General features: G+C 32.1%; 15 protein-coding genes. 7 read left to right on the top strand and 8 right to left on the bottom strand.

Features of this window, described 5'->3' with window-relative positions; genetic code table 11:
* Window positions 1-100 precede the first annotated feature (100 nt).
* A complete protein-coding gene (gene lptB, locus MK119_RS16170; RefSeq protein WP_290680686.1) occupies window positions 101-856 on the top strand; it encodes an LPS export ABC transporter ATP-binding protein in 756 nt (251 codons plus the stop codon).
* 64 nt (window positions 857-920) lie between these two features.
* Here the strand turns inward: lptB and MK119_RS16165 are convergent, their stop codons facing one another.
* The gene (locus MK119_RS16165) at window positions 921-2,228 is read right to left on the bottom strand and encodes a right-handed parallel beta-helix repeat-containing protein (protein ID WP_290680684.1); all 1,308 of its coding nucleotides are present in this window, start codon (window positions 2,226-2,228) and stop codon (window positions 921-923) included.
* 4 nt (window positions 2,229-2,232) lie between these two features.
* On the bottom strand, window positions 2,233-2,985 hold the full coding sequence (locus MK119_RS16160) for a CDP-alcohol phosphatidyltransferase family protein (protein ID WP_290680682.1): 753 nt from the start codon (window positions 2,983-2,985) through the stop codon (window positions 2,233-2,235).
* A gap of 143 nt (window positions 2,986-3,128) precedes the next feature.
* On the opposite strand from MK119_RS16160, the gene MK119_RS16155 reads away from it, so the two are divergent.
* Together MK119_RS16155 and MK119_RS16150 are read left to right on the top strand one after the other, a co-directional pair.
* The gene (locus tag MK119_RS16155; RefSeq protein ID WP_290680680.1) at window positions 3,129-4,190 is read left to right on the top strand and encodes a PorV/PorQ family protein; all 1,062 of its coding nucleotides are present in this window, start codon (window positions 3,129-3,131) and stop codon (window positions 4,188-4,190) included.
* Window positions 4,191-4,274: 84 nt separating this feature from the next.
* Window positions 4,275-5,468, top strand: coding sequence for a DUF4105 domain-containing protein (locus MK119_RS16150; protein ID WP_290680678.1), 1,194 nt, complete (start codon window positions 4,275-4,277; stop codon window positions 5,466-5,468).
* 40 nt (window positions 5,469-5,508) lie between these two features.
* Here MK119_RS16150 and MK119_RS16145 read toward each other — a convergent pair whose 3' ends face one another.
* The 4 genes from MK119_RS16145 to MK119_RS16130 all read right to left on the bottom strand — a co-directional run bounded on the left by MK119_RS16145 (window position 5,509) and on the right by MK119_RS16130 (window position 9,536).
* Window positions 5,509-5,691 (bottom strand): hypothetical protein, encoded by a 183-nt coding sequence (locus MK119_RS16145; protein WP_290680677.1) that lies wholly within the window; start codon window positions 5,689-5,691, stop codon window positions 5,509-5,511.
* Window positions 5,692-5,874: 183 nt separating this feature from the next.
* Window positions 5,875-6,732: a patatin-like phospholipase family protein gene (locus tag MK119_RS16140; RefSeq protein ID WP_290680675.1), complete on the bottom strand. Its 858-nt coding sequence runs from the start codon at window positions 6,730-6,732 to the stop codon at window positions 5,875-5,877.
* Window positions 6,733-6,851: 119 nt separating this feature from the next.
* Window positions 6,852-8,231, bottom strand: coding sequence for a sugar transferase (locus MK119_RS16135; RefSeq protein ID WP_290680673.1), 1,380 nt, complete (start codon window positions 8,229-8,231; stop codon window positions 6,852-6,854).
* Window positions 8,232-8,258: 27 nt separating this feature from the next.
* A complete protein-coding gene (locus MK119_RS16130; RefSeq protein ID WP_290680671.1) occupies window positions 8,259-9,536 on the bottom strand; it encodes a phenylacetate--CoA ligase family protein in 1,278 nt (425 codons plus the stop codon).
* A gap of 161 nt (window positions 9,537-9,697) precedes the next feature.
* On the opposite strand from MK119_RS16130, the gene MK119_RS16125 reads away from it, so the two are divergent.
* The 4 genes from MK119_RS16125 to MK119_RS16110 all read left to right on the top strand — a co-directional run bounded on the left by MK119_RS16125 (window position 9,698) and on the right by MK119_RS16110 (window position 12,896).
* On the top strand, window positions 9,698-10,576 hold the full coding sequence (locus MK119_RS16125) for a methyltransferase domain-containing protein (RefSeq protein WP_290680669.1): 879 nt from the start codon (window positions 9,698-9,700) through the stop codon (window positions 10,574-10,576).
* A gap of 254 nt (window positions 10,577-10,830) precedes the next feature.
* On the top strand, window positions 10,831-11,547 hold the full coding sequence (locus tag MK119_RS16120; protein WP_290680667.1) for a hypothetical protein: 717 nt from the start codon (window positions 10,831-10,833) through the stop codon (window positions 11,545-11,547).
* Between the two features lie 33 nt (window positions 11,548-11,580).
* Complete coding sequence (locus MK119_RS16115; protein WP_290680665.1) at window positions 11,581-12,078, top strand: hypothetical protein; 498 nt, start codon at window positions 11,581-11,583, stop codon at window positions 12,076-12,078.
* 185 nt (window positions 12,079-12,263) lie between these two features.
* Window positions 12,264-12,896 (top strand): hypothetical protein, encoded by a 633-nt coding sequence (locus tag MK119_RS16110; RefSeq protein WP_290680663.1) that lies wholly within the window; start codon window positions 12,264-12,266, stop codon window positions 12,894-12,896.
* Between the two features lie 4 nt (window positions 12,897-12,900).
* Here the strand turns inward: MK119_RS16110 and MK119_RS16105 are convergent, their stop codons facing one another.
* Together MK119_RS16105 and MK119_RS16100 are read right to left on the bottom strand one after the other, a co-directional pair.
* Entirely contained in the window at window positions 12,901-13,905 is a 1,005-nt protein-coding gene (locus tag MK119_RS16105; protein WP_290680662.1) for a glycosyltransferase family 4 protein, read from the bottom strand.
* On the bottom strand, window positions 13,902-14,582 hold the full coding sequence (locus MK119_RS16100) for a class I SAM-dependent methyltransferase (RefSeq protein ID WP_290680661.1): 681 nt from the start codon (window positions 14,580-14,582) through the stop codon (window positions 13,902-13,904). Before MK119_RS16100 ends, MK119_RS16105 begins: the two co-directional genes overlap by 4 nt.
* Window positions 14,583-14,588: the final 6 nt, after the last annotated feature.

The raw sequence follows: 14,588 nt of genomic DNA, 5'->3' as shown, positions 1-14,588 counted from the left end.
TAATTGAATCTAAAATAATACTCGAAGTTAATTTCGTATTAAAAAAGTATTAGCGTTGTAGCGAAATTGTTATTTTTACCCTTTATAATGACCAAATTATATGATTTTAAGAGCTGATAGTATCATGAAGTCCTACAAAGGACGAAAAGTTGTAAAAGGAATTTCCTTAGAAGTAAATCAAGGAGAGATTGTAGGATTGTTAGGTCCTAATGGAGCTGGAAAAACAACTTCTTTCTACATGATCGTAGGATTGATAAAACCTAATGGCGGAAAAATCTATTTGGACAACATGGAAATTACCAAGTTTCCCATGTACAAACGTGCACAAAATGGTATTGGATATTTGGCACAAGAAGCTTCTGTTTTCCGTAAATTAAGCATTGAAGAAAACATTTTAAGCGTGTTACAATTAACGAAGCTTTCAAAGAAAGAACAACATCATAGAATGGAATCGTTGATTGAAGAGTTTGGTTTAGGACATATTCGTAAAAATCGTGGAGATTTATTGTCTGGTGGGGAACGAAGACGAACTGAAATTGCACGAGCCTTAGCTACAGATCCAAAGTTTGTATTGCTAGATGAACCTTTTGCAGGTGTCGATCCAGTTGCCGTAGAAGATATTCAGCGCATCATAGCACATTTAAAAAATAAAAACATTGGAATCCTGATCACAGATCACAACGTACAAGAAACACTTGCAATTACCGATAGAACCTACTTAATGTTTGAAGGCAACATTCTGAAAGCTGGAAAGCCAAGAGAACTCGCAGAAGATGAAATGGTTCGAAAAGTATACTTGGGACAAAATTTCGAACTACGAGAAAAGAAACTCGATTTCGAAAATGCAAAAGAATAATGAAAGAGGCGAACTTTTCGCCTCTTTTTTGTTTTTACAAATTAGTGTTTATACCATGTATTTTTTATAAAATCTCAGTATCATCAACTTCGTTAAAAATGGCTCCATGTATCTGATCCGAGCTCATATTATTAGCAACTTTTACAGCACTCGGATATAGTTTTACACCTTTTATATTCGTGTGTTTAATAACAATTCCATATTGTTGAGTCAATTTTGCTTCTGATGCTAAATGATAAAATTCATTATTTTCCAAAGTAATATTGTGACTTGCATACTCTATTCTGATGCCTCCATACGGATGATTTCTGTAGATACCATCTCTAGTTTGCTCATTACTTCCGCATTTGTTGTGTACTAATGTCAGATAGGAAGATCCCCAAACGGCAATTCCACATGAATTGTTTTCTTCTGCTCTATTATGACTTATCTCACCTTCATGACAACGTTCAAAAGCAAAACCTAAATCACCAGAACCACAGGATACATTATGTCTACATTGAAAGTGTTTTACATCTTTTACCGAAATCAAATCTGCTGAACCTCCATTAAAAAACCCCAATCTTGGCCCTTCAACATGGTTGTGAGAAATATTTACATTGAGATGAAAATTTGAATTTCCGGTATAATCTTTATCTCCACAGGTCAAATAGATTGCACTAGAACTATCAGGTCTTCCTTTTGCTTTTCCATCCTTTCCGATGACAGACTTTTTGGCTGGTACTTTTACTACATTTCTTTGTATGCTAACATCACTGCTGTATTCTTCTTTTGAAGTATCTGTATTTCCTATAATTCGAATTGCAGTATTGGTAATTGTGTTTGAAAAAGTATTGTCTAACAAGGATATCCCAGAGTTTCGTTTCCATATTCCTATTCCAATGCAACTATCTTTAAAACAACAGTTCTTTATAGTTAACCCGTTAGTTTTTTGAATTCGAACTGCACAAGCGCCTTTTGTATTAATACCTTTAAAATCACAATTTTCTATTGTAATATTCGAATTCTCTATAGCTTTTTCTTTATACCCCGTAATCAAAATAGCCGCAACAGAAGGACTTTGGTGTCGTGTATCAAACACGATATTGGAAATATTTATATTAGCAACACTGTTTCCTGTAAAAAGATGTTTGGTTTCAGTATTCTGTGCATTGTAATATTTGATTCTAGCTTTACCACTATGTGCAGTAATTTTTACGTTACTGGGTAATGAAATAGATTTAGAAATACACACAAAAGCATCTTCTGGGAATATAATAGTTCCTCCGCCTATTCTTTGAATCTCTGCAAAAGCTGCTTCTAAGGCCTTTGTATCGTCATGAGATCCATCTGCGGAAGCGTTGAAGGGCGAACTTGTAATATCTATAAGCATATAATCATTTTTTTAATAGAGAAATCAACACATACAAAATGATGATGATTGGAATAGCAACAAATTGTAAGATGACCATTAATAACATACTTAAAATAATGAAAATATATTTTACCATATTTTTTTTAAAACTCCAATCTTTAAATTTTAAAGCGAATAATGAAATTTTAGCATTAAGCAAATAACTACTTAATAGTGTCATTGTTATTAAAAACCACTTGTTTAAGATAATTGCATGTACATCAATAACCGTAATATCTTGATATGCCAGTATTAATGGAAATGATACGATTAATAAAGTGTTGGCTGGTGTTGGTAATCCAATAAAAGAAGAGGTTTGGTTTTCGTCAATATTAAATTTTGCCAAGCGGTATGCTGAAGCAAGCGTGATTAAAAGTCCTAAAAGTGGTAATATATGTACTTCATTTTGAAACCAATGCCAAGTATCTGACCAAGAATGTCCATCATTTACTTTCTCATGAATATCTAAAGCCCTGTTGAACAACTGGTACATTACAATTCCAGGGACAACTCCACTGGTAATCATATCTGCGAGCGAATCTAATTGTAAACCTAATTCGCTTTGCACCTTTAACAATCTGGCTGCTAAGCCATCAAAAAAGTCAAAAAAGATACCTAAAAACACAAAAAAAGCAGCTATTTCTAATTGGTTTTTTACTGCAAAAATTATTGCCAAACAACCGCAAAAAACATTTAATAATGTGATGAAATTTGGAATGTGTTTTTTGATATTCATGTACTTGATTTTTTGTAAAAATAAATAAACTTTACAAACTCTATAGTCCATAAGTAGATATGTTGATTATTTCCGCACAATATCTATGTGTTTTTTGAGTTTATTAGGGTAGAAAATTGCATATTTGTATAAAAATTACACTCTTGAAAAAGTTACTTGTATTCCTCTTTATAATAATTGCACATGTTGCAAACGGACAATCTGTGGCTAAATATTCTAATGAATTCATGAATATTGGTGTTGATGCTGGCGCGTTTGGGATGGGAAATGCCGTAGTGGCAAATATTGGTGATGTAAACTCTGGATATTGGAATCCTGCTGGTTTGGTTCAATTAGAAGACAAGCAAATCGCATTGATGCACTCTAGTTATTTTGCAAATATTGCACTGTATGATTATGCCGCTTTTGCAATGCCTATTGACGACAGAAGTGCTTGGGGAATTTCATTGATTCGCTTTGGAGTTGATGACATCTTAAATACTACTCAATTAATCGATAGCCAAGGAAATATTGATTTTAACCGTATCAGCCTCTTCTCTGCTGCCGATTATGGAATTACATTTTCTTATGCAAGAAGAATGCCCGTACAAGGTTTAAATTGGGGAGTTAATGCTAAAGTAATCCGAAGAATTATTGGGGATTTTGCTTCTTCTTGGGGATTTGGTTTTGACTTTGGTTTACAATTTAGACATGACGATTGGAAATTTGGTTTGATGGCGCGTGATATTACCACAACATTCAACACATGGAGCATTGACGAGGATTTATTCAACAATGTTAGTGATCAAATTCCAACACAAGATTTACCAGAAACGACAGAGATTACCATTCCAAAATTACAATTTGGTGTAGCACGTAGCTTTACATTTAATTATGATTATACACTTACAGCAGAAGTAGATTTAAATATGCGTTTTGCTGAAACTAATGATATCATTTCTACATCATTTGCAAGTGTAACGCCTGCCGTTGGTTTACAATTTGCTTATACTGATTTAGTATTTTTAAGAGCTGGCGTCGGAAATTTCCAAAACGAAAACAATTTTGGATCTGAATCATTAACGTTTCAACCAAATTTGGGAATTGGCTTTAAGTATAAAGGAATTCAGGTTGATTATGCTTTGACAGATATTGGAGATCAAAGTGCTGCTGTATATTCAAATGTATTTTCGTTAAAAATTGATTGGAGCTTGTTTAGAAGATAAATCTTGCTTTAACATAAAAATAACGAAGCCGTTGTTTCCTCTCAAAGATAAAAAGTGATATTTTTATCAGATAAAGTCACACTGATGAAAAAACTTGTATTTCTTCTATTTCTTTATGTTGGAATTGTTTTTGGGCAAGAAAAAACACAAATTAAACTTTCTCCAGAAGCCACTTTTTCTGTTATTACTTGTGGTCCTGGTTCCGAGTTGTATTCTACGTTTGGACACAATGCATTTCGACTAAAAGATCCTGTATACGGTTATGATATGGTATACAATTATGGAACTTTTGACTTTAATACACCGTTTTTTTATATAAAATTTGCACAAGGAAAACTTCCATATCAATTAGGCAGAACACAATTTAGAAACTTTGTATATAGTTATAAACGTGAAAAACGTTGGGTAAAAGAACAAGTTTTAAACTTAACGCATGACCAAACACGTTCGCTTCTCGCCTTTTTAGAAGATAACTACAAAGAAAAAAACCGATCTTATGAATACGACTTCTTTTTTAATAACTGTGCGACGAAAATTAGAGAAGTAGTCAACAAAACCTTTGGTAATGACATAGTTTTTAAGGAAGAGCATATTACTACTAGCAAAACATTTCGAGAACTTATTCATGATTATGTAGTCCATAATTCTTGGTCTAGCTTTGGAATCAATATTGCTTTAGGTGCTGTTATTGATAGAAAAGCTACCGTATTAGAATATGAGTTTTTACCAGATTATGTGTTTCAAGCTTTTGAAAATGCAACAACTCAAGATGGTTCTCCATTAGTAAAAGAAGTAAAAGTGATTTTAAAAGAACCAGAAAATGCAAAAGTAGCAGGCAATATACTTATGAGTCCGTATGTAGTATTTTCTATTTTATTATTGATCACACTTATTGTGACGTTTCTAGATTTTAAAAATAAGAAGCGTACACGTTGGCTAGATGCTTTTATAATGCTTTTTAGTGGTTTGGGTGGAATTATGATTCTATTACTTTGGTTTGCCACTGATCATTCCATGACAGTGAATAATTGGAATATTTTGTGGTTTGCACCTATAAACATATTCTTTATCCGCAAGTTTTTTGTGAAACGGAAAGAGTGTAAAGCATTGTGGAAACATTCTGCAACATTGATTGGTTTAATCGTAATTATGCTGTTTTTGTGGCTTATTAATTTTCAAGTATTTGCTCTGGCTGCTATTCCACTCATTTTAAAGTTTTTAGTTCGTTATGTATATATCACGTACTACTTTTTAAAAATAGCAAAAGATAAACTCTAAGATAAAGTCCATCTTTTGCCATATTTACGATGCATAAAAGTTATGCTTGCTGAATATCACACATAGGATCCATTCCTAGAATTGTTGGACATCTAGGACACAGAGTAAGCGCTGATTGCGTCCTTTTAACACTACTATCGTGTCTTGCTCCTTTTATTTCAAACATTAACTTCGCAATTGACTTCTTGTCTAAATTTAATTCTTTTAACTTTCTTTTTTTCATGATATATAATTTCACTACAATATATAGAAGATAAAACATCTAGTATTACTGAAGTAAAATTGTGAAACACATGAGATAATCACTTTCTAACTATTTATTTTTAATATAATTATCAATAAAAAAGCAAACTACACCTCGATTGCGCTCAGTGTAGTTTGCTTTTAAATATTTTTGTTATGTTAATTACGAATTCTGCTTCAAATATGCTTCTGTTGACTGAAATCCTGAGTTATACAAAGCCTGTTCTTGCTCGTCAGTTATATCAAAGTCTATCGCCGAAATTCCTAAATCGTCAATTTTTACAGTCACTTTATTTTCAATAGAATCTTTATCAAAGTCTATATTTTGTGCATTCATCAGTGTTTCAAACAAATCTTTTACATAATGAACAATGCTATCATAACCTAAGTCAGTTACTTTTTCATCTTTACTATGCAAAAAGAAACCTAAAGTATTCTCTATAGGCTTAAATGCGGTAATTGGATAGTTATACACAGTTCCTCCATCTACATATAAATGGTCGTCCGGATTATTGTTTGTAAACTTCCACGCTTCAAAGAAAAATGGAATTGACATGGAAGCGCGTACAGCTTCAGCTACAACAACATTTGGTGTATGTGCATTTGAAAACTCTCGAACATTTTTAGTATTCAAATCTGTAGAAAACACATGCAAATCTCTGTATCCATCAGCAACTAACTCTGCAAATGTGATGTTTTCATTTCCTGTTTTTTCTTTGATGATACCTTTTAACCAATTCAAAAAATAATCACCTTCATACAATCCGTATTTAGTAACAATTCGCAATGGGTTAAATCCATCTTCAAATTTCTTAAAATTCGTAGCTGCTACAATTTCTTTAATTTTTGGTGCCGAATACTTTAAACTGACTAAAGCAGCAACAATAGAACCTGCTGAAGTTCCTGCAACACCCTTAATTCCATTTAATATGTTGTGATTTTCTAATACTTGAAGTGCGCCTGCATAAGCAATTCCTAAAACGCCTCCACCTTTAAAGACAAGGTTTTCAATGTTTCTCATGATGATTTTTTAAAATGGTTGGTTTGTAGATTTTATTTTACCTAACCAAGGTAGTTTTTTTCTGTTAGAAAGTTAGAAAGTTTTAATCAAAAAAATCCAGAATACCCAAGAAATATAAATTATCTACCTCTATAGAATAATACAGTACTTAGGGTCTTCACAATAATATTTAAATCCAAAAAGAAGCTTCGGTGTTTTATGTAGTATAAATCATATTGCAGCTTTCGTAAACTGTCTTCTACAGAAGCGCCATAATCTGTTTTTACCTGTGCCCAACCTGTTACACCAGGTTTTACAACATGTCGAATTTCGTAAAACGTTAAATCTTCTGACAATTGCTTTACAAACGCAGGTCGTTCTGGACGTGGACCAATCATGCTCATATCTCCTTTTAAGACATTTATAAACTGTGGCACTTCATCCAAACGTGATTTGCGTAAAAAACCACCAAATTTTGTAATTCGTGAGTCATTCTGAGTTGCCCAAACAGCGCCATTTTTTTCGGCATCGACAACCATACTTCTCAATTTGTAGATTTTAAACGGCACACCATTTTTTCCAACACGTTCTTGTGTGTATAGCAACGGACCACGATTTCCAATTAAATTCCCAATCAAAACAAATGGAATAAATACAAGACTCGCCAACAATCCTACTGAAGAAAGTACAATATCAAAAAAGCGATGAAAAAATAGATATAATTTATTTTGGTTGCTTCGACTGAACGGAAAATATTTATAAAAATCCTTTCCGATGTACTGAACAGGCACACGAAATGTCAATTCTTCATATACCTGAATGTATTCTTTGATAGGCAATCCAGTCTCCAACAATCCAATTAAACTATCAAACAAAGGCTTGCTTAACTCTTCACGCTGATTACTTGCTATGATAATTTCTGAAACATATTTTTCTTCTGCCACTTTGTTCAAATCCAAACTAGTGATTTCTTCCAAATCAGCCAATACTCCATTTTTTTCTTTATCGTTTGGGTTTGAGTTGATGTATCCTACAATTTTATAATACTTTGTATTGCGTTCAATAGCATCGGACATGATTTTGATTTCTTCCGTGTTTCCAATAATGTGAATATTTTTAAAGAAACGTGGAGACGAAATAAAGAAAATATAGGCACATCGCCACAAAAATATCGTAACCGCAATCGCTAAATAAAAGTAGAGAATTTGCAAACGATTCTCAGGCAATTCTGGCGTTAAAATTGGTGTCAACAAATAGCATAACACCGTAATAGAAACTGAAAGTATAATCCCCTGAAAAGTAGAATCATAACGACTCGATTTTTGCAAATCATACAATTCTAAAATCGTAGAAAATAATACATAATATACAATTAGCACGACGCTCCATAACCAGCGTTCTTCTGTAAATTTGAAATAATCAAAATTAAAAACATTCGAACCGACATATAGCCCGAAAAGTAGTGCCACTAAATCGACAACACGTAAAAGGAGTTTACGTTCCGATATTTCGAAATGCATATTTGAGGTTGAGGCCATGACTTGCTATTAAAGATAAGAGATAAAACTTTTAGTTTTTTCTTTACCAGCTTTCTTTTTCACATTTGGGCAAATAGTGTAGTCAATATCGCTAGCAAAATAATTATGAATCTCTTGTCTTAACTTTTTTTCATTTGTATTGCTTAAGTTTTCTTCGAGGTTAAATATAAGAATTCCTTTTTCTTTTTGGATAATTTGATACGTAAGTTTTAGGTTATGCTTGTTTGCTAAGTTTTTAAAGATGTAATAGAAGTACAAACTCGGGTAAATTTCTTTCTTTCCATAGACGTTCTCTCCTATTCTTCCTGTTACTTCTTCTAAAATGCAATGAACTTTCCCACAAGCACACTTTTTTTCTTTGGAGGCCAACTCAATATAATCGCCTAATTGATAGCGAATAATTGGAAACGACTTCATCTGTAAATTGGTAACTACAATTTGATGGTCTATTTCTTCAACAATTACACCTTCCATATTGATATGCATATTGCCTTCTTTACATTCAAAAGCAATGATTCCTGTTTCTGCAGCACCATATTCACTGATGATAGGCACACCAAAAGCTTTTTGAATTTCTTCTTTATAACTGTCATAGATCTTCTCAGAAGTTCCTTTGACCATTTTAATGTGCTTAGGTTTTGGAAGATTTTGATCATTAATCAGTTTTGCAGATTGGTAAATCATGGAGGAATATCCGTGAATATATCGTGCACGTTGTAATTTTTTAACAAACTTTTTAAATGCTTTTTCTTTGTAATCAAACACACGAAAACGATTCTGAAAGGCATCTAAGAGACAGATTTTAAATCGTTTAAAAGTTGAAAAATCAAATCCCCAAAAATAGCCATTACGCTCCCAAGGTTGTACATTGTGCCATGAATACCCTCTAAAAATAGAAGCTCTGTTAAATGAATCGGCGCTTTCTTCCCGTTGATATACTAAAGGATCTCCTGAAGAGCCTGAAGTTGTAGCATTAAAAACCTTTTTAAAATTATGTTTCGTGTGAATTTCTTCTGTGTGAAGCAATACGTCCTGCTTAGATAATAGTGGTAATTGTTGAATATCTTCTAGCGTAGAAAATGATGTTGGATCAATATTAGCAAACTTTTCTTTGTAATAGTCTGAGTTTGCTTTGGCAAAAGTTACCAATTCTTTCAATTGTTGTAACTGATAGGCTTCCAAAGCTTCTATTGACCATTTTTCAGACTGTTTTAAAAATGCAAACCACTTCCGTATCGAAGGATTTCGTAAGCGTTCACCTAATTGAAAAATAAACTTGTGGAGCATAATTTTAAAACTAATCAGTGGCGAAATGTACCATAAAAATTGGGGATTTCCAATCAATTCAAAAACAACTAAGCTTTATTACAAAAATTAATTGAATACATATAAAGAGGTGAAGATAATCCGTTTTTATTTGTTATTTTGCAAGCGAATCTATTCATGATATGAATCACAAAACCAAATCTTTTATTTTTAAGTCCTTAGATATTTTACCAAATTCATTAGGATACGGGATTTATCACCAATTGCAGAAGTTTCTCAACAGAAACAGTGTCAATTTTAAGGTAAAAACAAATGGTAGATCTTTTGAAGAAGCTCTGGAAATTCTTTCGAAAGAAGCTATTAATTTGGAAAATAAAACGATTTTAGAATTAGGTTCTGGTTGGGCGCCAATTATTCCCTATTCATTCATACATTCTGCGGATGCTGCGCTTGTTGTTACTTATGACATTAACGAGCATTACGATTCAAAAACAATCAACAAATTAAACACGTATTACAAAGAACATTACAATACAGATATTGCTTCAGAAAAGGGAAAGTATGCGCTACCTAACAATGTTAAATATTATCCTAAAACGAATTTAGCAGATACTTCTATAAACATTGGCGAGCATGTTGATCTGGTTTTTTCCCGATTTGTCTTAGAGCATATTCCTCCCGAGGATTTATTAAAAATTCATCAAAACTTTGCTAAAATACTACCGAAGTCGGCGTATATTTTACACATGATTTCGCCAAGTGATCACAGAGCCTATGATGACAAGTCTCTTTCGTATTACGATTTCTTAAAATATAGTCCAGAGGAATGGAAAAAGCAACATACAAAATTTGATTACCACAATCGCTTGCGCTTGCCAAACTATCTGGAAATATTTGAAAAAGCAGGTTATGAAGTCATTTCATTAGACTATGATACTTGCGACAAAAACTCTGAAAAATACCGTAAATTCAAAGAACTCACTCTTCATAAAGATTTTCAAAACTACACCGAAGAAGAATTATTAGCAGGTAGTATCAATGTGCTGCTAAAATTGGCATAATACGATACCGATAATCAAATTCAAAATTAGTTCTTGTTTCTTCAAATCATGCAGAAGCAAATTTCATGTATTCTTATATTTCAAATTAGCTGTATACAATATTGGTATTTACAAAAACAACTACTTCGTATATGATTAAGAAAAAATAACAAGTTTTTAAATGCAACTAAGTTGCGTTTAAAATTAATTGCATATCTTTAGGACAGTTAAAGTGGAACATTTAACTAACTATTTATAACACAAAATTATCATATATGTTACAAAGAAAATTCGACACTGTCGTAAAAGATTTTTTCCCAAATGCTATGGGAGCAAAAGATACTTCTATTCATTATTTAGGAAGATTACAAAATGAATACAATCTTGATGTTTCAAAAGTATTAATGGCTACTTCTGTATGCTCTGATGATATTAATATTCCTTCCACTACATTTTTTAATGTACTATTTGGACCTTTTGTAATGGGCGGTTTAGGAGGAATTCCATTTGTTGGACAAACAGGTATGACTGCTTTTGCACATCACATTCCAGATGATGGTAGTGCATTTATCTTTTACGGTCCGCATATTGGTGTTACTCTTGATGGAGATTTAGGAAAAATGTATCGTCCACGTCAAGAAGCTACTGGAAACTCTTGTGGAGCATTAATGTTAGCATTGAGCAGATTTCAAGAAGAAGGATATACTCCAAATACCGACAATGATGATGATTATCAACAAATGAAGTTAGAAGAAAGTTTATTGCCATACAAAAAACAAATTCTAGAAAGTGACAATCAAGAAAAAGCCATTACTGAAGCTACCTATGAAATCATCAATAAAAAAATTCATGAACATTTAAAGACATGTAAAGATGAATTTCATGTAGATAAAGTAACATTGCTTGGTGGTATTATCATTAATACAGAGTATGGAATTGATGATTATTTTGATGCTAGAAATTTTGAAGTTATTGATATGAAAAGTCTCTAAGACCTTAATTTTCTCACATTGCATACATTCTCAATGAAAAAACATTTATATTTTATTTGCCCTACCGATCATTTAGAAGCAGTCATAAATGATGTTTCCAAAAGTGAAAATTATTATATAACCTCACTAGGAAACTCTATTGTTTTTGATAAGGATACTATTGATGAAATAAGTGTATTAATTGCTAGGAAAGACATTGACGAAATTACTTTTGTTTTATCAGATACAAACAAAATCATTTTAGATGCGCTAGATCATGAAAATTTCACCAATATAAGAGGATTGAATATTTTGTATGATGAAATGAAAAAGCAGAAAGAGTATAAACAAATCATATGGGGAAATCGCGACCTTAGAACTCCTATTCTCTCCTATCATCTTAACCAGAAAGTGTATGAACTAATCTCAAAATTACACCACTGGAACCTTGACATTTTAAAAGTAAATGCCAAAATTTACAACAAGCAAGATGATATTTTTAATGATGTTTTTTCTGATTTGATCTATGAAAAGCATTTTAGTTTAAATTAAAGTATATTAATTAGAATCATAAAAAAAGAGCATTGACAATTGGTTGATGCTCTTTTTTTATGCGAGCTTCTCTAAAAAATAAAAACCTAAATATATAATTAACTCACTAAAAAGACATATTTACTCAATTAGTACAGTAAGTTTTCTAAAATAAAAGTAGTTTTAATGAAAATAAAATTCAAATAATGAAATTTTTAAAGTTTTGCACTCTATTTCTACTGGTATCTTGCACATCACAAGAATCAATTGTTGGCTTATACGGTAAATGCAAAAAAAACTATTTCGCCTGTAGTCAACTTGAGTTAAAAGCCGATAAAACTTTTGAGTATTTTGTATTTATGGATGTTGGCGGCGCAAATATTATCAAAGGCAATTGGAAGCAGATAGCTGCTGACAGCATAGTCCTAAATACTTTTGAACAACCAAAAAATCTAACCACCACATACATAGGTAAAATAAACCCTGAAAGAAAAGGGAACGTAAAAATTACGATAACAGAAACTGGACTTCCACTCTCATCTGCAAATATTATCATCAATAATGATATAAACAAAGGAGAAGTTGCAAATATTAATGGAATGGTAGAATTTGAAACTCAGAGGATTCAAACAATTACATATTATTTTTTAAATGAAAGCGAAACCATCATTATTGATAATCCAAATTATAATGAAATAGAAATTAAAACTAAAAACCTGAATAACAACAACATACAAAAATACCTAACCAATGAAGTAGTAGTTATAGATGGTAAAAAGCTATTTTTTCAAAAACTAAACGCAATGAAAAAAACTAGTTTAAAAAATAAACAATGGTAATTGGTTACATAAGCAACGATTTCCATTGTTCTTTAACTATTTCCCAATCAAAACTCTCTGCTTTTTTTCGTGCATTTTGTGATAATTGTTGAGCAATTTCTGGAGTAGTAACTAGTTTTTTAATGTGAAAAATCATTTCTATGGGATTATTTGGATTGACCAATATACCATCTTTTTGATCGTTTATCAAATACGGAATTCCACCAACATTGGTTGAAACAATTGGTATTCCGAGTGCCATCGCCTCTATTAAGCTCACTGGCGTATTGTCAAATTTTGTAGTATTGATAAAGATATCGTAATCTTCAGAAAGTGAAATCCAATCTTCTTTGGAAAGTCTTCCCGTAAAGGTTACTTCAACATCTAATTCTTTGGCAAGTTGTTGTGTTTTTTCAAACGAATCATCTTTTCGTGGTCCAACCATGCACAAAGATGCATCTACTCCATTCAATTGCAAACCATGTAAAACTCTAATCGCCAATTGCGGATTATAAATCTCAGCAAACGAACGAACCCATAACAACTTCGCTTTAACAGCTTTTCGTTCTTTAAAAGGATATACTTTTAATTCTACATTATTAGGAATGTGTATTAGATTTGAATAGCCGTATTTTTCAAAAACCGTTTTCAAAAATAATGATGGAGAAATGTTGGCGTACGCATTCTTAAAAATTAGTTCGCTTTTTGCTTTGCTGCTTTTTAAACGTTCTTCTAAATTTCCACCATGCAAAATAGGAATGTACTTTATTTTAAGTGAAATACACAGTTTACTCACATAATACGCATACAGAAAATTTGTGGTGCTATAGGTATCAATTAATACATAATCCAGCTTTTTTCGGTACTTAAAAACCGCCCAAAGCATGTCTGCTAAACGTAATATTTTGTTCTGTTTGTTGGAAGTCAATTTTAGCTCAAAACCTTCTTTTTGGAGTAATTTCCCCAACGTTTCAATGGTTGTTGCCGTTTTTCCGTGACCAGAAATGATATTTCCAACATAAACAATCATCCTTTTTTATGCGCTACAAAAACATCAAATAATGGTAAAATTGGTAAAATTTTCGCCAAACTTTTTACTTCATAGGTTTCACTGACAATCTTACGAATCGATTGAATTTCAGAATCGTGATAATCACCTGTGAAATCTTGTCCCGCCAATTTTCTTCCTAGTTTATATAAGAAATTCTCCGTTGGACCAGAAATAATTACTTCTCCTCCATCTTTTAAAAGACTTCTGAATTTCCCCATGTATTTGCGTAGCTGATCATCATTCATATGCTCCAAAACGTCTAAAGCAATCACAACATCAAAGGTGTTCTCTTCTAAATTTTTATCAAACAAATCACCTTCCATAAACGTAATTGAATCTGGATAGTTGATGTTTTCTTTCAATAGATTTACAGGTCGTAAGTCTAAATCTAAACCAACGACATCATGCGAATTCGTTGCTAATTCATAAGACATCACACCAGTTCCACAACCAAAATCGATAACTTTGAGTGATTTTTTATTTTTCTTGTGAATATAATTTGCTACGACTTTTAATCGCTTCCAAAAAATATGGTCGATTACTGGATTTTTATGAGCGTACGCTGGCAAAGCTGCTTCTGACAATACTTCATCTGTTCCTTGTGCTTTGAGTCGTTTTACAATTTCAGTTTTAAAAAGCTTTTTCGTTGCCTTCATTTGTTT

The sequence above is a fragment of the Kordia sp. genome, from assembly GCF_022447245.1.
In the GTDB taxonomy this organism is placed as follows: Bacteria; Bacteroidota; Bacteroidia; order Flavobacteriales; family Flavobacteriaceae; genus Kordia.
This window is presented reverse-complemented; position numbering and strand designations above follow the sequence as displayed.

Bases quoted from the DNA above. Each gene is read 5' to 3' on its own strand.
- lptB (WP_290680686.1), top strand. From the start codon at position 101: ATGATTTTAAGAGCTGATAGTATCATGAAGTCCTACAAAGGACGAAAA.
- MK119_RS16165 (WP_290680684.1), bottom strand. From the start codon at position 2,228: ATGCTTATAGATATTACAAGTTCGCCCTTCAACGCTTCCGCAGATGGA.
- MK119_RS16160 (WP_290680682.1), bottom strand. From the start codon at position 2,985: ATGAATATCAAAAAACACATTCCAAATTTCATCACATTATTAAATGTT.
- MK119_RS16150 (WP_290680678.1), top strand. From the start codon at position 4,275: ATGAAAAAACTTGTATTTCTTCTATTTCTTTATGTTGGAATTGTTTTT.
- MK119_RS16145 (WP_290680677.1), bottom strand. From the start codon at position 5,691: ATGAAAAAAAGAAAGTTAAAAGAATTAAATTTAGACAAGAAGTCAATT.
- MK119_RS16140 (WP_290680675.1), bottom strand. From the start codon at position 6,732: ATGAGAAACATTGAAAACCTTGTCTTTAAAGGTGGAGGCGTTTTAGGA.
- MK119_RS16135 (WP_290680673.1), bottom strand. From the start codon at position 8,231: ATGCATTTCGAAATATCGGAACGTAAACTCCTTTTACGTGTTGTCGAT.
- MK119_RS16130 (WP_290680671.1), bottom strand. From the start codon at position 9,536: ATGCTCCACAAGTTTATTTTTCAATTAGGTGAACGCTTACGAAATCCT.
- MK119_RS16125 (WP_290680669.1), top strand. From the start codon at position 9,698: ATGAATCACAAAACCAAATCTTTTATTTTTAAGTCCTTAGATATTTTA.
- MK119_RS16120 (WP_290680667.1), top strand. From the start codon at position 10,831: ATGTTACAAAGAAAATTCGACACTGTCGTAAAAGATTTTTTCCCAAAT.
- MK119_RS16115 (WP_290680665.1), top strand. From the start codon at position 11,581: ATGAAAAAACATTTATATTTTATTTGCCCTACCGATCATTTAGAAGCA.
- MK119_RS16110 (WP_290680663.1), top strand. From the start codon at position 12,264: ATGAAATTTTTAAAGTTTTGCACTCTATTTCTACTGGTATCTTGCACA.
- MK119_RS16105 (WP_290680662.1), bottom strand. From the start codon at position 13,905: ATGATTGTTTATGTTGGAAATATCATTTCTGGTCACGGAAAAACGGCA.
- MK119_RS16100 (WP_290680661.1), bottom strand. From the start codon at position 14,582: ATGAAGGCAACGAAAAAGCTTTTTAAAACTGAAATTGTAAAACGACTC.